Source organism: Enterobacter sp. ZOR0014 (genome assembly GCF_000798855.1).
Classification (GTDB): Bacteria; Pseudomonadota; Gammaproteobacteria; order Enterobacterales; family Enterobacteriaceae; genus Enterobacter; species Enterobacter kobei.
Window position 1 is genome coordinate 1 of sequence record NZ_JTLF01000234.1, and the last position, 20,421, is coordinate 20,421.

Annotated in this window: 22 protein-coding genes; 12 read left to right on the plus strand and 10 right to left on the minus strand. The window is 52.0% G+C overall.

From position 1 onward, the window contains the following. A partial coding sequence (adhE, locus tag L977_RS12060; protein WP_047625818.1) for a bifunctional acetaldehyde-CoA/alcohol dehydrogenase occupies positions 1 to 2,622 on the minus strand: 2,622 nt, incomplete at its 3' end. A gap of 480 nt (positions 2,623 to 3,102) precedes the next feature. Here adhE and L977_RS12065 point away from each other — a divergent pair. From L977_RS12065 to L977_RS12095, 7 genes are all read left to right on the plus strand, one after another. Continuing rightward, the gene (locus tag L977_RS12065; protein WP_014884164.1) at positions 3,103 to 3,750 is read left to right on the plus strand and encodes a YchE family NAAT transporter; all 648 of its coding nucleotides are present in this window, start codon (positions 3,103 to 3,105) and stop codon (positions 3,748 to 3,750) included. A gap of 772 nt (positions 3,751 to 4,522) precedes the next feature. Next, a complete protein-coding gene (gene oppA, locus L977_RS12070; RefSeq protein ID WP_023330572.1) occupies positions 4,523 to 6,154 on the plus strand; it encodes an oligopeptide ABC transporter substrate-binding protein OppA in 1,632 nt (543 codons plus the stop codon). 83 nt (positions 6,155 to 6,237) lie between these two features. Beyond that, positions 6,238 to 7,158, plus strand: a complete 921-nt coding sequence (oppB, locus tag L977_RS12075) for an oligopeptide ABC transporter permease OppB (protein WP_014884162.1) — start codon at positions 6,238 to 6,240, stop codon at positions 7,156 to 7,158. 12 nt (positions 7,159 to 7,170) lie between these two features. Next, positions 7,171 to 8,079 carry an oligopeptide ABC transporter permease OppC gene (gene oppC / locus L977_RS12080; protein WP_014884161.1) on the plus strand — a complete coding sequence of 303 codons (909 nt, stop codon included), beginning with the start codon at positions 7,171 to 7,173 and terminating at the stop codon, positions 8,077 to 8,079. Positions 8,080 to 8,090: 11 nt separating this feature from the next. Beyond that, the gene (locus L977_RS12085) at positions 8,091 to 9,104 is read left to right on the plus strand and encodes an ABC transporter ATP-binding protein (protein WP_014884160.1); all 1,014 of its coding nucleotides are present in this window, start codon (positions 8,091 to 8,093) and stop codon (positions 9,102 to 9,104) included. Then, positions 9,101 to 10,105 carry a murein tripeptide/oligopeptide ABC transporter ATP-binding protein OppF gene (oppF, locus tag L977_RS12090; protein WP_014884159.1) on the plus strand — a complete coding sequence of 335 codons (1,005 nt, stop codon included), beginning with the start codon at positions 9,101 to 9,103 and terminating at the stop codon, positions 10,103 to 10,105. Before L977_RS12085 ends, oppF begins: the two co-directional genes overlap by 4 nt. Positions 10,106 to 10,119: 14 nt before the next feature. Next, complete coding sequence (locus L977_RS12095) at positions 10,120 to 10,989, plus strand: ion transporter (protein WP_023330571.1); 870 nt, start codon at positions 10,120 to 10,122, stop codon at positions 10,987 to 10,989. A gap of 31 nt (positions 10,990 to 11,020) precedes the next feature. Here the strand turns inward: L977_RS12095 and L977_RS12100 are convergent, their stop codons facing one another. Both L977_RS12100 and cls read right to left on the minus strand, forming a co-directional pair. Further along, positions 11,021 to 11,350 carry an HI1450 family dsDNA-mimic protein gene (locus L977_RS12100; RefSeq protein WP_003856748.1) on the minus strand — a complete coding sequence of 110 codons (330 nt, stop codon included), beginning with the start codon at positions 11,348 to 11,350 and terminating at the stop codon, positions 11,021 to 11,023. A gap of 33 nt (positions 11,351 to 11,383) precedes the next feature. Next, the gene (gene cls, locus L977_RS12105; RefSeq protein WP_008502791.1) at positions 11,384 to 12,844 is read right to left on the minus strand and encodes a cardiolipin synthase; all 1,461 of its coding nucleotides are present in this window, start codon (positions 12,842 to 12,844) and stop codon (positions 11,384 to 11,386) included. A gap of 144 nt (positions 12,845 to 12,988) precedes the next feature. On the opposite strand from cls, the gene L977_RS24525 reads away from it, so the two are divergent. Both L977_RS24525 and leuE read left to right on the plus strand, forming a co-directional pair. Beyond that, positions 12,989 to 13,162, plus strand: coding sequence for a YciY family protein (locus tag L977_RS24525; protein WP_017384232.1), 174 nt, complete (start codon positions 12,989 to 12,991; stop codon positions 13,160 to 13,162). A 106-nt stretch (positions 13,163 to 13,268) separates the two neighbouring features. Beyond that, entirely contained in the window at positions 13,269 to 13,904 is a 636-nt protein-coding gene (gene leuE / locus L977_RS12110) for a leucine efflux protein LeuE (protein WP_014884157.1), read from the plus strand. A gap of 35 nt (positions 13,905 to 13,939) precedes the next feature. Here leuE and L977_RS12115 read toward each other — a convergent pair whose 3' ends face one another. Further along, on the minus strand, positions 13,940 to 14,236 hold the full coding sequence (locus L977_RS12115; protein ID WP_023330569.1) for a YciI family protein: 297 nt from the start codon (positions 14,234 to 14,236) through the stop codon (positions 13,940 to 13,942). Between the two features lie 222 nt (positions 14,237 to 14,458). Here L977_RS12115 and tonB point away from each other — a divergent pair, with 222 nt between their 5' ends. Then, complete coding sequence (tonB, locus tag L977_RS12120; RefSeq protein WP_045135474.1) at positions 14,459 to 15,181, plus strand: TonB system transport protein TonB; 723 nt, start codon at positions 14,459 to 14,461, stop codon at positions 15,179 to 15,181. Between the two features lie 36 nt (positions 15,182 to 15,217). Here tonB and yciA read toward each other — a convergent pair whose 3' ends face one another. The 4 genes from yciA to L977_RS23205 form a co-directional block, all read right to left on the minus strand. Continuing rightward, positions 15,218 to 15,613, minus strand: coding sequence for an acyl-CoA thioester hydrolase YciA (yciA, locus tag L977_RS12125; protein ID WP_008502796.1), 396 nt, complete (start codon positions 15,611 to 15,613; stop codon positions 15,218 to 15,220). Positions 15,614 to 15,717: 104 nt separating this feature from the next. Then, entirely contained in the window at positions 15,718 to 16,257 is a 540-nt protein-coding gene (locus L977_RS12130; RefSeq protein WP_014884118.1) for a septation protein A, read from the minus strand. 58 nt (positions 16,258 to 16,315) lie between these two features. Continuing rightward, positions 16,316 to 17,059 carry a YciC family protein gene (locus L977_RS12135; protein ID WP_045269024.1) on the minus strand — a complete coding sequence of 248 codons (744 nt, stop codon included), beginning with the start codon at positions 17,057 to 17,059 and terminating at the stop codon, positions 16,316 to 16,318. 25 nt (positions 17,060 to 17,084) lie between these two features. Beyond that, the gene (locus L977_RS23205) at positions 17,085 to 17,489 is read right to left on the minus strand and encodes a YkgJ family cysteine cluster protein (protein WP_032636276.1); all 405 of its coding nucleotides are present in this window, start codon (positions 17,487 to 17,489) and stop codon (positions 17,085 to 17,087) included. Positions 17,490 to 17,770: 281 nt separating this feature from the next. On the opposite strand from L977_RS23205, the gene ompW reads away from it, so the two are divergent. Both ompW and L977_RS24530 read left to right on the plus strand, forming a co-directional pair. Then, positions 17,771 to 18,403 carry an outer membrane protein OmpW gene (gene ompW, locus L977_RS12140; RefSeq protein WP_045269025.1) on the plus strand — a complete coding sequence of 211 codons (633 nt, stop codon included), beginning with the start codon at positions 17,771 to 17,773 and terminating at the stop codon, positions 18,401 to 18,403. 146 nt (positions 18,404 to 18,549) lie between these two features. Then, positions 18,550 to 18,720 (plus strand): hypothetical protein, encoded by a 171-nt coding sequence (locus L977_RS24530; RefSeq protein ID WP_155732129.1) that lies wholly within the window; start codon positions 18,550 to 18,552, stop codon positions 18,718 to 18,720. A 194-nt stretch (positions 18,721 to 18,914) separates the two neighbouring features. On the opposite strand, the gene yedF is transcribed toward L977_RS24530, so the two are convergent. Next, positions 18,915 to 19,148, minus strand: a complete 234-nt coding sequence (yedF, locus tag L977_RS12145; protein ID WP_014884113.1) for a sulfurtransferase-like selenium metabolism protein YedF — start codon at positions 19,146 to 19,148, stop codon at positions 18,915 to 18,917. After that, positions 19,145 to 20,356, minus strand: a complete 1,212-nt coding sequence (yedE, locus tag L977_RS12150; protein ID WP_023338394.1) for a selenium metabolism membrane protein YedE/FdhT — start codon at positions 20,354 to 20,356, stop codon at positions 19,145 to 19,147. The genes yedF and yedE overlap by 4 nt, the downstream gene beginning before the upstream one ends. Positions 20,357 to 20,421: the final 65 nt, after the last annotated feature.

The window sequence follows — 20,421 nt, forward strand, 5'->3', positions numbered from 1 at the left end:
AGCAGCAACGTCACCTTCTTTGAACTCACGACCGTAGTAGGTATCCAGCAGAATCTGTTTCAGCTCGGAGATCAGTGGGTAGCGCGGGTTAGCACCAGTACACTGGTCATCGAATGCATCTTCAGACAGCTTGTCTACGTGAGCGAGGAAGTCAGCTTCCTGAACGCCTGCTTCACGGATAGATTTAGGAATACCCAGCTCAGCTTTCAGGCTTTCCAGCCATGCCAGCAGTTTCTCAATCTTCGCAGCAGTGCGGTCGCCCGGTGCGCTCAGACCAAGGTGGTCAGCGATTTCAGCATAACGACGGCGCGCTTGCGGACGGTCGTACTGGCTGAAAGCCGTCTGCTTGGTTGGGTTGTCGTTGGCGTTATAACGGATAACGTTGCTGATCAACAGGGCGTTCGCCAGACCGTGAGGAATGTGGAACTGTGAACCCAGTTTGTGCGCCATAGAGTGGCAAACACCCAGGAAGGCGTTCGCAAACGCGATACCGGCGATAGTGGCTGCACTGTGGACACGTTCGCGCGCTACAGGGTTCTTAGAACCTTCGTTGTAAGACGCTGGCAGGTTTTCTTTCAGCAGTTTCAGTGCCTGCAGAGCCTGACCGTCAGAGAACTCAGATGCCAGAACAGAAACGTAAGCTTCCAGAGCGTGAGTCACGGCATCCAGACCACCGAAGGCACACAGTGATTTCGGCATTTCCATAACCAGGTTGGCATCAACGATAGCCATATCTGGGGTCAGGGCGTAGTCAGCCAGTGGGTATTTCTGACCGGTTGCATCGTCAGTTACTACTGCAAATGGCGTAACTTCTGAACCCGTACCGGAAGTGGTGGTGACGGCGATCATTTTCGCTTTCACGCCCATTTTCGGGAACTTGTAGATACGTTTACGGATGTCCATAAAGCGCAGCGCCAGTTCTTCGAAGTGGGTTTCTGGATGTTCGTACATAACCCACATAATTTTCGCGGCATCCATTGGGGAACCACCACCCAGAGCGATAATCACATCTGGTTTGAAGGAGTTCGCCAGTTCAGCACCTTTACGCACCACGCTCAGTGTTGGGTCAGCTTCAACTTCAAAGAACACTTCAGTTTCAACGCCAGACGCTTTCAGAACAGAGGTGATCTGGTCAGCGTAGCCGTTGTTGAACAGGAAACGGTCAGTCACGATGAGCGCACGCTTGTGGCCATCAGTAATCACTTCATCCAGCGCGATTGGCAGAGAGCCACGGCGGAAGTAGATAGATTTCGGAAGTTTGTGCCACAACATGTTTTCAGCTCGCTTAGCAACGGTTTTCTTGTTGATCAGGTGTTTCGGACCAACGTTTTCAGAGATGGAGTTACCACCCCAGGAACCACAACCCAGAGTCAGGGAAGGTGCGAGTTTGAAGTTGTACAGGTCACCGATACCACCCTGAGAAGCAGGGGTGTTAATCAGGATACGGGCAGTTTTCATCATCTGACCGAAGTGAGCAACACGCTCAGGCTGGTTATCCTGGTCGGTGTACAGGCAAGAGGTGTGACCGATACCGCCCATGGCAACCAGTTTCTCGGCTTTCTCTACCGCGTCTTCGAAATCTTTCGCACGGTACATGGCAAGCGTTGGAGACAGTTTTTCGTGAGCAAACGGCTCGCTTTCGTCGACAACTTTTACTTCACCGATCAGGATCTTGGTGGTTGCCGGAACAGTAAAGCCTGCGAGTTCAGCAATTTTATAGGCGGGTTGACCTACGATAGCGGCGTTCAGCGCGCCATTTTTCAGAATGATGTCCTGAACCGCTTTCAGCTCTTTACCCTGCAGCATGTAGCCGCCGTGGCTGGCGAAACGCTCGCGTACAGCGTCGTATACGGAATCAACCACAACAACAGACTGTTCAGATGCACAGATAACGCCGTTATCGAAGGTTTTAGACATCAGTACGGAAGCAACGGCACGTTTGATATCAGCAGTTTCGTCGATAACAACAGGGGTGTTACCCGCGCCAACACCGATGGCAGGTTTACCGGAGCTGTATGCAGCTTTAACCATGCCAGGACCACCGGTCGCCAGGATCAGGTTAATGTCAGGATGGTGCATCAGTGCGTTGGACAGCTCAACGGAAGGTTGGTCGATCCAGCCAATCAGATCTTTTGGTGCGCCTGCGGCAATCGCAGCCTGCAGAACGATATCTGCTGCCTTGTTGGTCGCATCTTTTGCACGTGGATGTGGAGAGAAGATAATTGCGTTACGGGTCTTCAGGCTGATCAGAGATTTGAAGATAGCCGTTGAAGTTGGGTTAGTCGTTGGAACAATACCGCAGATAATACCGATAGGTTCAGCGATGGTGATCGTGCCGAAGGTGTCGTCTTCAGACAGCACGCCACAGGTTTTCTCATCTTTATAGGCGTTGTAGATATACTCTGAAGCAAAGTGGTTTTTGATCACTTTATCTTCAACGATACCCATGCCAGATTCGGCAACGGCCATTTTAGCGAGAGGGATTCGAGCATCTGCAGCAGCCAGAGCGGCAGCGCGGAAGATTTTATCAACCTGTTCTTGGGTGAAATTGGCATATTCACGCTGGGCTTTTTTAACGCGCTCGACGAGGGCGTTCAGTTCAGCGATATTAGTAACAGCCATAATGCTCTCCTGATAATGTTTAAACTCTTTTAGTAAACCAGCGCTCGATACGTCAGACAGTATAGACAGTGCCAATACGACTTGCGTTACATAAAGTAAAACAATGGGTTACTTTATGCTCCAGCACACTAATTTACTAAAAGAGCCTTACCTTAGCATCATCCCTTTTTGACAGGTGACCTTCCTGGGGGGCGTAATCAAGATTACTCACTTCTGAGTACGGAAATCATGATCTGCGTCAATTTCTCCCCAAGCTGATACCTTTCAGCAGGGTTATTTCATGGATATTTTTCCACTGTTAATTAATTAAGTAACTATTGGAAGTGGTGGCATCAATGATTCAACATATGTTTAACATTCTGAAATGCTAACGTTTTGGCACAGATTTCTGGTGAAGTATGCTAATAAAAAGCGTATCTTCAGCGCGATTTTTCATGACAACGTTGTCAGTCCCGGGCATGTGCAAAGGCGGAGCAAAACGTGATCCAAACGCTCTTTGATTTTCCAACGTATTTCAAATTTTTTATCGGTTTGTTTGCCCTGGTTAACCCGGTGGGTATCATTCCTGTCTTTATTAGTATGACCAGTTACCAGACGGCGGCGGCCCGGAACAAAACCAATCTCACCGCTAACCTGTCTGTGGCGATCATCTTGCTCACCTCGCTTTTCCTGGGGGATGCCATTCTCCAGGTCTTCGGTATCTCCATCGACTCCTTCCGCATTGCGGGTGGGATCCTGGTGGTGACCATCGCCATGTCGATGATCAGCGGTAAGCTGGGCGAGGATAAACAGAACAAGCAGGAGAAGTCAGAAACCGCGATACGCGAAAGTATCGGCGTGGTGCCACTGGCTTTACCGCTCATGGCCGGTCCCGGTGCTATCAGTTCGACCATTGTCTGGGGTACGCGTTACCATAGCCTCATGCACCTGATTGGTTTTTCTGTCGCCATTGCTGTTTTCGCGCTCTGCTGCTGGGGGGTATTTCGTATGGCGCCCTGGCTGGTTCGCTTGCTGGGACAGACGGGGATTAACGTCATCACCCGTATTATGGGGTTGTTGTTGATGGCGTTAGGGATCGAATTCATTGTCACCGGTATTAAAAGCATTTTCCCCGGCTTGCTACACTAATATTTCGAATGAAAGAACGGAGCTACGGCTCCGTTTTTTTTACGTGAATATCAGCAAATCATATAACTAAAGTTGAAATGCTCACATATCATAATAAATTCTACTAATAATGTTCATCTCTTTTATTTCAAAGAGTTATGAATTTCGCACAATCCCGCCTGCACAGAAAATCTTCGAACGCTCTGTTATTTTACTCACACGATACTCTGGGGCTTGCTGAGAGATAACCGAAATGTTATTAGTAATTTCAACTTTCCCTTAGAGGAATGTGCTAAATAATGATCAGTTGTTAAATTTTTGTACAAAATCACTCAAAAGTAGCGCAGCGACGCGCGAGTAGAGGAAGTTTTCTCTACCTTATTGAATACCCGGTGTTTTTACCGGCTTTCGATGTCTGGCAGGGCTGCCCCCAACGATACGACGTACTTCGTAAAAGAGAATTGCTTAACAAATTTGCAAAATGTATTGGCGCGCGTTTACGCCATTTGATACTTTCCGGCCTATTATTTTGCAGCATAAAACAATCAGATGAGAATTATTTTCATATAGCTCTCTTCTCAGATATCCAGCTCAGGTCTCAAACAGGGGAGGCCTGTGAAGAATCGACGCAAGACGGCCATACGAGCAGTCAGTAATAAAAAAAGTCGGTGATAGCAAGTAGTAAAAGAAGAACCTGACAGCAGCAAAAAAAACTCCTGCGCTGTACAGGCCCCAACAGGGGAATAGACAGCTGGCGAAAGCCAGTAATTATAATGAGTGGAGTACCAACACAATGTCCATCATCACAAAAAAAAATCTGGTAGCGGCGGGGATTTTAACTGCGCTAATCGCGGGCAATGCTGCAATGGCTGCGGACGTTCCTGCAGGAGTACAACTGGCGGAGAAACAGACGCTGGTGCGTAACAACGGTGCGGAAGTTCAGTCTCTTGACCCGCACAAAATTGAAGGTGTTCCTGAGTCAAACGTTAACCGTGACCTGTTCGAAGGTCTTCTGGTGACTGACGTTGACGGCCACCCGGCACCGGGTGTGGCAGAAAAGTGGGAAAATAAAGATTTTAAAGTCTGGACCTTCCATCTGCGTAAAGATGCCAAATGGTCCGACGGTACGCCGGTTACCGCCGAAGATTTCGTGTATAGCTGGCAGCGCCTGGCGAATCCAAATACCGCCTCTCCGTATGCGAGCTATCTGCAATATGGCCACATCGCCAATATCGATGACATCATCGCCGGTAAAAAGCCGGTCACCGACCTGGGCGTGAAAGCGATCGATGCCAATACCTTTGAAGTGACGTTGAGCGAACCTGTTCCGTACTTCTATAAGTTGCTGGTTCACCCATCCGTTTCCCCGGTACCAAAATCCGCTGTGGAAAAATTTGGTGAAAAATGGACGCAACCTGCCAATATCGTGACCAACGGTGCCTATAAGCTGAAAGACTGGGTGGTCAACGAACGTATGGTCCTGGAGCGTAACCCGCAATACTGGGATAACGCGAAGACCGTGATTAATCAGGTCACCTACCTGCCAATCTCTTCTGAAGTAACGGATGTTAACCGCTACCGTAGCGGTGAAATCGACATGACCTATAACAACATGCCGATTGAACTGTTCCAGAAGCTGAAAAAAGAGATCCCGAAAGAAGTTCACGTCGACCCATACCTGTGCACTTATTACTACGAAATCAACAACCAGAAAGCACCGTTCACCGACGTACGCGTTCGTACTGCGCTGAAGCTGGCACTGGATCGCGATATTATCGTGAACAAAGTGAAAAACCAGGGCGATCTCCCGGCGTATAGCTACACCCCTCCTTATACCGATGGAATGAAACTGGTTGAGCCTGAATGGTTCAAGTGGTCTCAGGAAAAACGTAACGAAGAAGCGAAAAAGCTGCTGGCTGAAGCGGGCTACACTGCCGATAAGCCATTAACGTTTAACCTGCTGTACAACACGTCAGATCTGCATAAAAAACTGGCTATCGCCGTCGCGTCTATCTGGAAGAAAAACCTGGGCGTCAACGTTAAGCTGGAAAACCAGGAGTGGAAAACCTTCCTCGATACGCGTCATCAGGGGACCTTCGACGTGGCGCGTGCAGGCTGGTGTGCGGACTATAACGAACCGACCTCCTTCCTGAACACGATGCTCAGCGACAGTTCAAACAACACTGCGCACTATAAGAGCCCGGCGTTCGACAAGATCATCGCTGATACGCTGAAAGTCTCTGACGATGCGCAACGCGCAGAATTGTACGCGAAATCTGAAGAGCAGCTCGATAAAGACTCTGCAATCGTACCGGTTTACTACTACGTTAACGCCCGTCTGGTGAAACCGTGGGTAGGGGGTTATACCGGTAAAGACCCGTTGGATAATATTTCCGTTAAGAATCTTTATATTATCAAGCATTAATGGCAATACGTGGGGTGAGCCTGGCTTGCCCCACTGTGTCTACTTTGTAACATTCATCAGGCACACGCCAGAAGGTACGGGCAATGTTGAAATTTATCCTGCGTCGCTGTCTAGAAGCGATACCAACGTTATTTATTCTAATTACGATTTCCTTCTTTATGATGCGTCTCGCACCGGGAAGTCCATTTACCGGTGAACGTACGCTGCCGCCGGAAGTTATGGCGAATATCGAGGCGAAGTATCACTTAAACGATCCCATCACTACCCAATACTTCAATTATTTGAAGCAGCTGGCGCACGGTGATTTTGGACCGTCATTTAAATATAAAGACTATTCCGTAAACGACCTGGTGGCCTCCAGCTTCCCGGTTTCGGCAAAACTGGGTGCTGCGGCATTCATTCTGGCCGTCGTTCTCGGGGTCACCGCAGGCGTTATCGCCGCGCTCAGACAAAATACCAAATGGGATTATGCCGTAATGGGGGTGGCAATGACCGGGGTAGTGATACCCAGCTTCGTTGTCGCGCCATTACTGGTGATGATATTTGCCATTACGCTGAAGTGGCTGCCTGGCGGCGGCTGGAACGGCGGGGCGCTGAAGTTCATGATTTTGCCAATGGTGGCATTATCTCTGGCCTATATCGCCAGTATCGCGCGTATCACCCGTGGTTCTATGATCGAAGTGCTGCATTCGAACTTCATCCGCACCGCGCGCGCGAAAGGGCTGCCGATGCGCCGGATTATCTTCCGCCATGCGCTCAAGCCGGCGCTGCTGCCGGTGCTCTCCTATATGGGGCCTGCATTCGTTGGGATCATCACGGGCTCGATGGTTATCGAAACCATCTACGGCCTGCCGGGCATTGGTCAGCTGTTCGTTAACGGCGCGCTCAACCGCGACTATTCGCTGGTACTGAGCCTGACGATCCTCGTTGGTGCGCTCACCATTCTCTTTAACGCGATCGTTGATGTGCTGTATGCCGTCATCGACCCGAAAATCCGTTACTAACTGGAGCACGCCATGATGTTGAGTAAGAAAAACAGCGAGGCGCTGGAAAACTTCAGTGAAAAACTGGAAGTGGAAGGTCGTAGTCTCTGGCAGGATGCACGCCGTCGCTTTATGCACAACCGTGCCGCCGTCGCCAGTCTGGTGGTTCTGGTGATCATCGCGCTGTTTGTGACCCTGGCACCGATGCTGTCGCAATTTACCTATTTCGATACGGACTGGGGCATGATGTCCAGCGCGCCGGATATGGAATCCGGTCACTATTTCGGGACCGACTCATCCGGCCGTGATCTGCTGGTGCGCGTCGCGATTGGGGGGCGTATCTCGTTGATGGTCGGTATCGCCGCCGCGCTGGTGGCGGTAATTCTGGGTACGCTCTACGGCTCACTTTCCGGCTACCTTGGCGGCAAAGTGGACTCAGTGATGATGCGTTTGCTGGAAATCCTGAACTCCTTCCCGTTTATGTTCTTCGTCATTCTGCTGGTGACCTTCTTCGGCCAGAACATTCTGTTGATTTTCGTGGCCATCGGGATGGTTTCCTGGCTGGATATGGCGCGTATCGTACGCGGCCAGACGCTGAGCCTGAAACGTAAAGAATTTATCGAAGCCGCGCAGGTTGGTGGCGTATCTACCCGAAATATCGTGGTTCGCCATATTGTTCCTAACGTGCTGGGGGTGGTTGTGGTCTATGCCTCACTGCTGGTGCCAAGCATGATCCTGTTTGAATCCTTCCTCAGCTTCCTGGGGCTGGGTACGCAGGAACCACTGAGCAGCTGGGGCGCGCTGTTGAGCGATGGTGCAAACTCGATGGAAGTATCACCGTGGCTGTTGCTCTACCCGGCGGGTTTCCTGGTGGTCACACTGTTTTGTTTCAACTTTATCGGCGATGGCCTGCGTGATGCCCTCGACCCGAAAGACCGTTAAGGAGCGCCGTCATGACAATTATTGAAACGGCCACTGCGCCACAGGCGCAACAGCAGAGCAATCTTCTGCTGGACGTAAAAGACCTCCGTGTGACCTTTAAAACCCCTGACGGGGATGTTACCGCCGTCAACGATCTCAACTTCAACCTGAGCGCGGGTGAAACGCTGGGGATTGTCGGTGAATCCGGCTCCGGAAAATCCCAGACCGCCTTTGCGTTGATGGGCCTGCTGGCATCTAACGGTGTGATTGGCGGTTCCGCAAAATTCAATGGTCGCGAAATCCTCAACCTGCCGGAGCACGAGCTGAACAAGCTGCGTGCCGAGCAGATCTCGATGATTTTCCAGGACCCGATGACCTCGCTGAACCCGTATATGCGCGTCGGTGAGCAGCTGATGGAAGTCCTGATGCTGCATAAAGGTCTGGGGAAAGCGGAAGCGTTTGAGGAATCCGTCAAAATGCTGGATGCGGTAAAAATGCCGGAAGCGCGTAAGCGCATGCGCATGTTCCCGCACGAATTCTCCGGCGGTATGCGTCAGCGCGTGATGATTGCTATGGCGCTGCTGTGCCGGCCAAAACTGCTGATTGCCGATGAACCGACTACCGCACTGGACGTTACCGTTCAGGCGCAAATCATGACCCTGCTGAACGAGCTTAAGCGTGAGTTCAACACGGCGATTATCATGATTACCCACGATCTGGGTGTTGTTGCCGGTATCTGTGACAAAGTGCTGGTGATGTATGCCGGTCGTACGATGGAATACGGCAAAGCGCGGGACGTGTTCTATCAGCCTGCCCATCCATACTCCATTGGCCTGCTGAACGCGGTGCCGCGGCTTGATGCGGAAGGGGAATCCCTGCTCACCATTCCGGGCAACCCGCCAAACCTGCTGCGTCTGCCAAAAGGCTGTCCGTTCCAGCCGCGCTGTCCGCATGCGATGGAAATCTGCAACAGCGCGCCGCCGCTGGAAGCATTTGCACCAGGCCGTCTGCGCGCCTGCTTTAAGCCGCAGGAGGAGCTGGTATGAACGCATTAGATGAAAAACGCAATGTGCTGCTCGAAATCGCTGACCTTAAGGTGCATTTCGATATTAAGGATGGTAAACAGTGGTTCTGGCAGCCGCCGAAAACCCTGAAAGCCGTGGATGGCGTCACCCTGCGTCTGTACGAGGGGGAGACCCTGGGGGTCGTGGGCGAGTCCGGCTGTGGGAAATCCACTTTCGCACGTGCCATTATCGGCCTGGTCAAAGCTACCGATGGAAAAGTGGCGTGGCTGGGTAAAGACCTGCTGGGGATGAAGCCCGACGAGTGGCGGGACGTGCGAAGCGACATCCAGATGATTTTCCAGGATCCGCTGGCATCACTTAACCCGCGTATGACCATCGGAGAGATTATTGCCGAGCCGCTGCGCACCTATCATCCTAAGATGCCGCGTCAGGAAGTCCGTGACCGCGTAAAGGCGATGATGCTGAAAGTGGGGCTGTTGCCTAACCTCATTAACCGTTATCCGCACGAATTCTCCGGCGGTCAGTGTCAGCGTATTGGTATTGCGCGTGCGCTGATCCTTGAGCCGAAGCTGATTATCTGTGATGAACCGGTTTCCGCGCTGGACGTTTCCATTCAGGCGCAGGTGGTAAACCTGCTGCAGAAGCTGCAGCGCGAGATGGGGCTGTCGCTGATCTTCATTGCGCACGATCTGGCCGTCGTAAAACACATTTCTGACCGTGTGCTGGTGATGTATCTGGGTCATGCCGTGGAGCTGGGCACGTATGATGAGGTGTACCACAATCCGCTGCACCCTTACACCAAAGCACTGATGTCTGCAGTACCCATCCCCGATCCCGATCTGGAGAAAAATAAAACGATCCAGCTTCTGGAAGGAGAATTGCCTTCACCGATTAATCCGCCGTCAGGTTGCGTGTTCCGTACGCGCTGCCCGATGGCCGGGCCGGAATGTGCGAAAACACGACCGGTTCTGGAAGGCAGTTTCCGACATGCGGTTTCCTGCCTGAAAGTAGACCCGTTATAATCGCAAGGGCTGACATGATGTCAGCCCTTATTTATTGCGAGGTTACCGTGTCGCGTTTATTCACTTCAGCCCGTCGACGGCTCTATCATCTTTTATTCGATCCAGAAACGGTATCGGGACGCCGTTTTGAGGGACTCTGCGCGCTGTTTGCGTTACTTAGCGTCATTGTCATCTTTATTGAATCCGGTGTCGGGACACAATATCACCTGACTTTTGATGAATGGCATGCCTTTGTCTGGCTTGAACTGGCGATCACCCTGGTCTTTACCGCTGAGTATATTCTGCGGGTCGTTTGCTGGCCCAATCCGGCAAAGTACGTATTCAGCTTCTGGGGTTTTATCGATTTAGCGACTATCCTGCCGCTCTATGTCATGTGGCTATGGCCAGAAATCAGTCTCAACTATGTTTTCGCCTGGCGCGCCATGCGCGTGATTCGCGTATTGCGAATTCTTAAATTGCTGCGTTTTATGCCGTCGCTGCGCGTATTCTGGAGTGCCATCGTTAGCGCACGACATCAGCTTATTCTGTTTTACTCGTTTATTGCCATTGTGATGATTGTTTTCGGCGCGCTGATGTATTTGATAGAAGGGCCCAAATACGGCTTCACAACGCTCAACGCCTCCGTCTACTGGGCCATCGTGACCGTGACGACCGTGGGGTACGGTGATATCACACCCCATACGCCGCTGGGGCGCATAGTGGCATCCGTGCTCATTCTGATTGGGTATTCGGTGATTGCTATCCCGACGGGGTTAATTACCACGCACATGAGCAGTGCATTTCAAAGCCATAAAGCGCAGCGTAAATGTCCGCGCTGTCATCAGGGTGAGCATGAGCAGAGCGCGCGGTTTTGCAACCGATGTGGGAGCGAGTTACCGAAGTAAATAAAAAAGGCTGCCATCGCAGCCTTTTTTATTATTCGCGCCAGAGAATGTGGCACAGCTTGTGGTCTTTCTCCCGGCAGAGCAGGACGCGAGCGAAAATGTCGTTAATTTCCCCACCATCTTCGTCAGCCAGCCCAATCACCACTTCGGCAAAGAAGTCAGGATTCAGGTCGAAATCCACATGTTCAGCCCAGTCTTCTGCAGGGTCGAACAATTCGGCACCGCCGCGCTCTTCGAACTGCAGATTAAAGAGGATCACGTCCGCGGGATCGAGGTTATCAACCGCCAGTTCGAGAAAAATGTCATAGGCCTGCTCGAGCGTTTCGTCTTCGGTCAGGCGATTGTTCAGATCCATTTCCATGATGACTACCTGTTTAACATCGTTGGGCACGTTTTACAGCAACGGACTAAAGAAGTAAAACAGTCGTTCAGCTATTCTCTGCCACAGCGGGCGTTTTACCCACAGCCTGGCATCCAGCAGCCGCGAGCGGGAGATATAATCATCCTGCACCGCCGCCAGGTCACCGCCAAATCCGGCGTCATCAATCACCAGGGTGATTTCAAAGTTCAGCCACAGGCTGCGCATATCGAGGTTTACCGTGCCCACCAGGCTTAACTCGCCGTCGACAAGCACACTCTTGGTGTGCAGCAGCCCGCCTTCAAACTGGTAGATTTTCACCCCGGCGGCCAGCAGTTCGCTAAAGAAGGCGCGGCTGGCCCAGCCCACCAGAAGCGAGTCATTTTTGCGGGGCAAAATGATACTCACATCGACACCACGCTGCGCTGCGGTACAGATCGCGTGCAGCAGGTCATCGCTGGGGACGAAGTAGGGCGTCGTCATGATCAAATATTCACGCGCTGAGTAGGTAGCCGTCAGCAGCGCCTGATGAATTAAGTCCTCCGGGAATCCCGGCCCGGAGGCAATGGTATGAATAGTATGACCGCTGGCCTCTTCAAACGGCATGATGTTGCCATCTGGCGGTGGGGGCAGAATACGCTTGCCGGTCTCTATCTCCCAGTCGCAGGAGTAAACGATACCCATCGAGGTGGCAATCGGCCCCTCCATTCGTGCCATCAGATCCACCCATTGCCCGACGCCGGAGTCCTGTTTAAAGAAGCGCGGGTCAACCATGTTCATACTGCCGGTATAGGCAATATAATTATCAATCATGATCATTTTACGGTGTTGGCGAAGGTCCATCCGACGCAGAAAGACGCGCAGGAGATTTACCTTTAGCGCCTCAACCACTTCGATACCGGCATTACGCATCATGCCTGCCCAAGGGCTGCGGAAAAACGCCACGCTGCCTGCGGAGTCCAGCATCAGACGGCAGTGGATCCCCCGACGCGCGGCCGCCATCAGGGATTCAGCGACCTGGTCGGCCATGCCGCCGGGCTGCCAGATATAGAACACCATCTCAATGTTATGGCGAGCAAGCTGGATATCGCGGATCAACGCCTGCATCACGTCATCGGAGGAGGTCAGAAGCTGGAGCTGGTTCCCCTTAACGCCGCCAATCCCCTGACGCCGTTCGCAGAGCTTAAACAGCGAGGAGGCGACGCTGCTGTTCTCCTCGGCAAAGATATGTTTGCAGGCTTTAAGATCGTTAAGCCACTTCGCGGTGGAAGGCCACATGGCACGCGCCCGCTCGGCCCGGCGTTTACCCAGATGAAGCTCACCGAAAGAGAGATAGGCAATAATTCCCACCAGCGGGAGGATGTAAATGATCAGAAGCCAGGCCATGGCGGAGGGTACGGCTCTGCGCTTCATCAGGATGCGTAATGTCACACCCGCGATTAACAGCCAGTATCCCAAAATGACCAGCCAACTCACCACGGTGTAGAAGGTTGTCATGGTTAAAAAAATCCTTTTGAAAGCGTATTGTTATGAGTGTACGCATCAGGATTCATCTGGCAAATAAAAACGCCAGGTAAAAGCGCTGGTTTGCTGCCGGGTTGGGTTTATAATGGCGGCTCTGTTTGAGAAAGAGTTGTAGACATGAAGCGCAGTAGAACAGAAGTAGGGCGCTGGCGCATGTTGCGACAGGTGAGTCGTCGTAAGGCTCGTTGGCTGGAAGCACAATCCCGCCGCAATATGCGTATCCACGCCATCAGAAAATGTGGATTGAACAGGCACCGCAACGCGTTGCTGTTCGCCGTCCAGGATATCTGAAAACCCTGAGGGCACCGCAAGGTGCCCGCTGATTTTATAGTGTCTTATTTAGAGAATATCGTTATTGCTGCGATATTCCGGTGATGTTTAGCAAAAGGAGGGAGAGGTGTTTGCGGAGTTTGGCGTACTGAATTTCTGGACGTATGTTGTTGGCGCATTTTTTATTGTGCTGGTGCCGGGCCCGAATACCCTGTTTGTGCTGAAGACCGGGATCGGTCACGGCGTTAAAAAAGGATATCTTGCCGCCACAGGTGTGTTTATCGGCGATGCGGTTCTGATGTTTCTCGCCTGGGCCGGTGTCGCGGCTTTAATCCAGACCACGCCGGTACTGTTTAATATCGTACGCTATCTGGGTGCTTTCTATTTACTCTGGCTGGGCGGCAAAATGCTCTGGTCGGTGATTAACCGTCAGAATCATGCTCATGAGAGCGGAACTGAACCTGCCAGTATGATCATGAAACGCGCCCTGGTACTGAGCCTGACGAATCCAAAAGCGATTCTGTTCTACGTTTCGTTCTTTGTGCAGTTTATTGACGTGAATGCACAAAATACCGGGACCTCTTTTCTGATTCTCGCCACCACGCTTGAGTTGATTAGCTTTATGTACATGAGCTTCCTGATCTTCTCCGGTGCGTTTGTCACGCGTTATTTGAAAACCAAAAAGAAACTGGCAAAGCTGGGGAACGGGCTGATAGGGCTGCTGTTTGTCGGGTTTGCGGCGCGGTTAGCGTCACTGCATTGATGTGAAGAAAGGCTCCTGAGGGAGCCTTTTTTGCCTCAGAACACTTTCTTATACGGTCGCACCGTTACCTTCGCATACACGCCCGCCGCAACGTACGGGTCTGCGTCAGCCCAGGCCTGCGCCGCTTCCAGAGATTCAAACTCTGCAATAACCGTGGAGCCCGAAAAACCGGCTGCACCCGGGTCGTTGCTGTCGACAGCAGGCATTGGGCCAGCGGTCAGCAAACGACCTTCATCCTGTAGCAGCTGTAAGCGTGCCAGGTGAGCAGGGCGGACAGACTGGCGTTTCTCAAGTGAATCAGCGACATCTTCAGAGTAAATCACGTAAAGCACGGTGAAGCTCCTTAAGGGTTTTAAAGTGTCAGTTACGTTATGTGAAAGGGCAACTGACTGCAATGTAAAGATAAAAACAATGTTAATACCCTGATCTGAATGCCCCTTTTTTGGCCACATTGACGCTTAAATTGCGCCAGAACAAAGTGTCTTATTGAATATGATTGCTATTTGCATTTAAAATCAGGGTTCGATTTTTTAACGTTGATGACTATGACTTCGATGACCCTTGATTTACCTCGCCGCTTTCCCTGGCCGACGCTGCTCTCCGTCGTGATTCACGGTGCTGTCGTGGCGGGTTTGCTCTATACCTCGGTTCATCAGGTTATTGAAATGCCCGCACCCGCGCAGCCGATTTCGGTGACCATGGTATCGCCAGCGGATCTCGAGCCGCCGCAGGTCGCGCCGCCACCGCCACAGCCGGTTGCTGAACCGGAGCCAGAACCCGAGCCTGTTCCGGCGCCACCGAAGGAAGCCCCGGTGGTGATCCATAAACCTGAACCGAAGCCCAAACCTAAGCCGAAGCCAAAACCGGTTAAGAAGGTCGAGGAGCGTCCGAAACGCGAAGAACGTCCGGTTGAGCCACGCGCGACCCAGACGGTTGAGAATACAGCACCTTCACGTCCGGTGATGAACAACTCCGCACCGGCACCAAAACCAACGGTTGCCGCGCCAGCGGGCCCACGAGCACTGAGCCGAAACCAGCCTCAGTATCCGGCGCGAGCGCAGGCTTTACGTATTGAAGGTCGCGTACGGGTGAAATTTGACGTTACCGCAGATGGCCGCGTTGATAACGTGCAAATCTTGTCCGCTCAGCCTTCTAATATGTTTGAACGCGAAGTGAAATCGGCGATGCGCAGATGGCGCTACGAAGCCGGTAAACCGGGTAGCGGACTGATCGTGAACATTGTCTTCCGCCTGAACGGCGGGGCGCAGATGGAATAAAAAAAGCCTCCGGATGGAGGCTTTTTTGTCAGATAATCAGGCCTGCGGAAGCTGACGAGGTTTACCCTCGCTATCCACTGCCACATAAATAAACAGTGCTTCAGTAGCTTTATAGCGCTGTCCAATCGGTTCTGAAGAGACCTTCTTCACCCAGACTTCAATGTTGATAGAGATGGAGGTATTGCCGCGTTTGACGCAGCGCGCGTAACAGCACACCACGTCACCTACCGCCACCGGGCGCAGGAAGGTCATCCCATCGACCCTCACTGTTACCACGCGTCCGTGAGCTATCTCTTTTGCCAGAATTGCGCCGCCCATATCCATTTGCGACATCAGCCAGCCGCCAAAAATATCGCCATTGGCATTAGTGTCAGCGGGCATTGCCAGTGTGCGTAAAACCAGTTCGCCCTGAGGGGCGTTAGTTGTTGTCATTGTTTTAACTCGTAACGGAAGACTTCAGGCGGGATGCTACTATGATTTCACAGCGGAGAGAATAGACCAGAACGCCTGTCGAACACGTTCTGGTCAACCAGCAGTTAGTGCTTATCGTCCTGCGGCATATGGCGATAGATGTAAACGCCGCTGAGCAGGGTGAAAATCAGCGTCAGGGCGGTCAGGCCGAAGACCTTAAAGTTGACCCAAATATTTTGCGGCAACCAGAAGGCAATGTAGATATTGGCAAGACCGCAAAGAATAAAGAACACCGCCCAGGCAATATTCAGTCGGGACCAGACCTGCTGCGGCAGCGTCAGCTCTTTACCCAGCATGCGCTGGATAAGCGGTTTTTTCATAACCCACTGGCTGATTAACAATGCGCCTGCAAACAGCGCGTATATCACCGTGACTTTCCACTTGATGAATTCATCATTGTGGAAGAACAGGGTCAGCCCGCCGAAAACAGCGACCAGCACGAACGTGACCAGCGCCATTTTTTCGACTTTACGGTAACGTACCCAGCTGTAGATCAGCACAACCGCGGTCGCGATAATCAGCGCAGTGGTCGCAGCATAGATGTCATACAGCTTATAAAACGCGAAAAAGACCACGAGCGGTAAAAAATCAAGAAACTGCTTCATTCTGTGATTCCATCTTCTCTGTTGAGCCGGGAAGCGGGTCATGCTCCCGGCATCAGGATTACTGACGAATTAACATATACAGGCGGAACAGATAGACCAGCAGTACCGCTGAAATCAGGTTGCTCAGCGTATTCGCGACTACCGCGCCAACATTAGGCGTTAAAACCGCAAAATTCGGCGCAAACAGGAGCAGAAGCGTTTTCGCCAGCAGCCAGCCGATCACGGCAGGGGCTACCAGACGCATATTCGCCCATGCGAGCCTGATACTGCTGCGCATTGCGGTAAAAATACCCATTTTGTCCTGCACGATTATGATCGGGGCAAAAGAGAGCACGATAGCCAGCAACACGCCCGGCACCACGACCAGCATAATCCCCATCTGAACCAGCAGGGTGGTTAAGAAGATCAGGATAAACAGCTTCGGCAAAACGGGGGCACTGGCACCAATCGCCCGTAAGGCACTGACCCGATGGCCCGCTGACACCAGCTGAATCATCAGGAGAACGCCGCCCGCCAGAATCGCATTACCAATGAGACCAGAGAACGTCGATGCGGCTGAAGCCCGCAGCAGGATTTGCTGCTGCTCTGGCGTCATGTTTTGCACCAGTTCAAACAACCCGACGCTTCCTGCCAGATTGTCACCCTGGCTCAGGCTGGCAATCTGTTCATCACTCGGTGAGAAGGCATGGCCCAGCACCACAGTGATAAAGGCGCAAAGCAACGCGATCAGTAAAAAAGTTATGAACTGATTGCGGAAAAAGTTTCCCGTGTCACGGTAGACAGACTTCGCCGTGATAGACATGCACTCTCCTTGAGTATTGCAGGTGTTAATTAGCCGGCAATTGTACACCGGATGCACCTGCTGTGGCAGCATCAAGGCTTGTATGGAAAAGCATATCTTTGTAAAGCGGCGGTAATCCGACCCGTGCGCGGGCGCGATTACAGGCGTCGTTGACCTGCCCGTCTTCCCCTGACATAGCAAATTCCCGGCAGGGGCTGGGGCGATCCTCATAGATGGAACACCGGGTTGAGACCCCGGGTTCACCCTGAAGCGCGACGCAGCGAGCCTGTTTTTGGTTCGTGCCGCGCATACAGCGCAGAAAAGGGGTTAACGGCTCAGTGAGATGAACCGGAACGGTACCGCCGCCATCGATGGCCTCGGCCCAGTAGAAAGAGACTCGAAAATACGCACAACAGGCTCCGCACGTCATGCACGGGTTAACTTCACTCATGGCACACCTGCAAAAAAGAACGCATCAAATCAATTTGTGAGAGCGATAAATTAGCCAGCCGCCTGAGGAAGAGCAAGAGGGGGAAAAGAGAAAATTTTGTAACTGTGAAATGCCAAAAATTGACATGGAAACAACTTAATGTTTTTCAAAGTGCCACAAAAAATTAACCCAGATCAATGAATGTTAACTTACTGGTTTTAATGTGATCTGTGGCAGATCACTTATTACTCTTTTGTGAGTATATTCTCACCCGCTATTAAAACCACAACGATGGAGCGGATATGAAAAAATTAGCGGTGGCAGCCCTTGTATTAAGCAGTCTCTCTGGCGGCGCGTATGCGCACGAAGCAGGTGAATTCTTTATTCGTGCCGGTTCGGCCACGGTTCGCCCAACAGAGGGCTCTGATAACGTGCTGGGTATGGGCGGTTTTAACGTCAGTAATAACACCCAGTTAGGCTTAACGTTTACTTATATGGCGACGGATAACATTGGTGTCGAGCTTCTGGCGGCAACGCCGTTCCGCCATCGCGTGGGTCTCGGCCCGACCGGTGATATCGCCACCGTTCACCATTTACCGCCAACGCTGATGGCGCAATGGTACTTTGGCGATGCCAGCAGCAAGGTGCGTCCGTATATTGGCGCCGGTGTAAACTACACCACCTTCTTTGATGAGAAGTTTAACGATACCGGTAAAGCGGCCGGTCTGACGGACCTCAGCCTTAAAGATTCATGGGGTATGGCGGGGCAGGTCGGTCTGGATTATCTGATTAACCGCGACTGGCTGATCAACGCCTCAGTCTGGTACATGGACATTGATACAGACGTACGCTTTAAAGCGGGCGGTGAGCAGCAAAGTATCAATACTCGCCTCGATCCGTGGGTGTTTATGTTCTCTGCAGGTTATCGCTTCTAATCCCCCCTCAAACTGGCCACCAGGTGGCCAGTTTGTTTTTGCAGCCTTCAAAACGATGGATAAACCGGCCGCTCGTCAAGTTTTACGCAGTGCCTGAGTTTCGTTTCCCCATCATATAAATAGCTAAATGCGTCGCTGGACACCGAATGAAAAAGAATATCGCCATTAGCAAACGGGATCATTTCGGTGTCACCCGCGCGCTTGTGCCCTGCGCCAGTTTCAAACTGGCCGCGCCACCGTTCCTGCGTATGGTCGTAAACGTGCAGAATAACCTCGACAAGTCCTCTTTCCGGACAGTTAAGGCGCAGGAAGGTTGAAGAGAAATTCAGGGGCAGCACGTGAAAGGGAATCAATAAGGCGAAAACCAGTAAAGCTCGTAAATACATCAAACTGCGAAAACCTCCTTCAAAATGGATATGAGATTTTACTTAAGTCAGATGCGGCGGCTTTGCCCTCGATCAAGAGGTCTTATAATTCAATGCGATAAAGGCCTCTGACGAGGCCTGAACGTTCATTTTTGAATCAAATAGCGGATTGTTGGCCCGTCCTGCTGAATATCCAGCACCGTGTAGCCATGGTTTTTAGCATCCAGCGGAATGTTGTTAATGGATTGCGGGCAGTCGCTCACCACCTCCAGAATTTCCCCTTTTTTGAGCTGCGGTAGCGCTTCAAGGGTAGCCACTGCCGGATAAGGGCAGGGTTCGCCGATCATATCCAGTCGATAATCAGGCACGATCTCTTTCATGCAGCGTTCTCCTGCGTTTCAGGTTTAGCGGTGGTGCGACGGAAGAAACGTTTCTCCTGCGCGACAACCAGTAAAAAAGCGACCAGCAGCAAGGCATAGGTTACCAGCAGGCCGCCGAGCGGACCGAAGGTGCTCAACAGATTGACCTTATCCCAGTTTGTTGCGAGTACAGGTGAGACATCATCCCAGTAGTACGCCAGAATGGTTGAACCAATGACATTACCAAGGCCGACCCACCAGTAATGCACCTGGCCTTCGACGGCGCGATACATCCAGCCGGTTTCACACCCGCCTGCCAGCACAATTCCGAAGCCAAACAGCAGGCCACCAATCACCGCGTTAGGACCGGCCCACATGATTTTCGGTTCAACACCGAGTTGTACATAGCTGAAAATGCCGATGGCACTCACCGCCATACCGGCAATGATCGCTTTTGCCATCATGGTTCGTCCGGTGATCCACATATCGCGAAACGCAGAGGTAAAGCAGATCTGCGCGCGTTCGATCAGCAGACCGAACCCTACGCCGAACAACATCGCCAGGCCGAGTTTCGGTTGATTCAGCGCTGTGCAGATTGCCCACGCGATCATGGCAAAAAAGACCAGCATACCGAGGCGAAAACGGCGTTTCGCCTGGTCCGGCTTCTGGGTCAGCGGCGACGCCGCGCTAACTTTGGTCATTTTTACCGGAATACGGAACAGCGGCAGCAGGGTGAATTTTGCACCGAAGTAAGAGCCAATCGCGGTGGCGACGGCAAAGAACCAGGCATGCAGTGAAAATTGCGGAATACCCGTGAAGAACGCGGCAAGGTTACAGCCCATCGCCAGGCGAGCACCAAATCCGGCAATAATCCCGCCGACGACCGCCTGCATAATGCGGATACGGCTTTTGGGCATGCGCAACTTGACGTTATTTGCCCACAGCGCCGCCGCGAAACAGCCGCCGAACATCCCGATGATCATCATTCCGTCGATGCGGGTAAGCGGAGTACCGTCCAGGTGAATGAGTTTAAAGTAGCCCCACTCTTCGGCATGCACGCCAGCGAGTTGCAGAAGTTGACCACCCCAGCGGGTAAACTCGCCGGTCACGGCCCAAAAGGTACCGGTAATGCCGAAATAATAAGTAGAGAGAATGCCTGCCGCGATAACGGCCGGAACAGGTGACCAGAACTTAACTAAATAAGTCTGTTTGAAGTATTGCCATGACATGAGTAAACCTCTGAACTCAGAAGGTGTATTTGGATTTAACGGGCCGGAATATATAACTTTTTGGC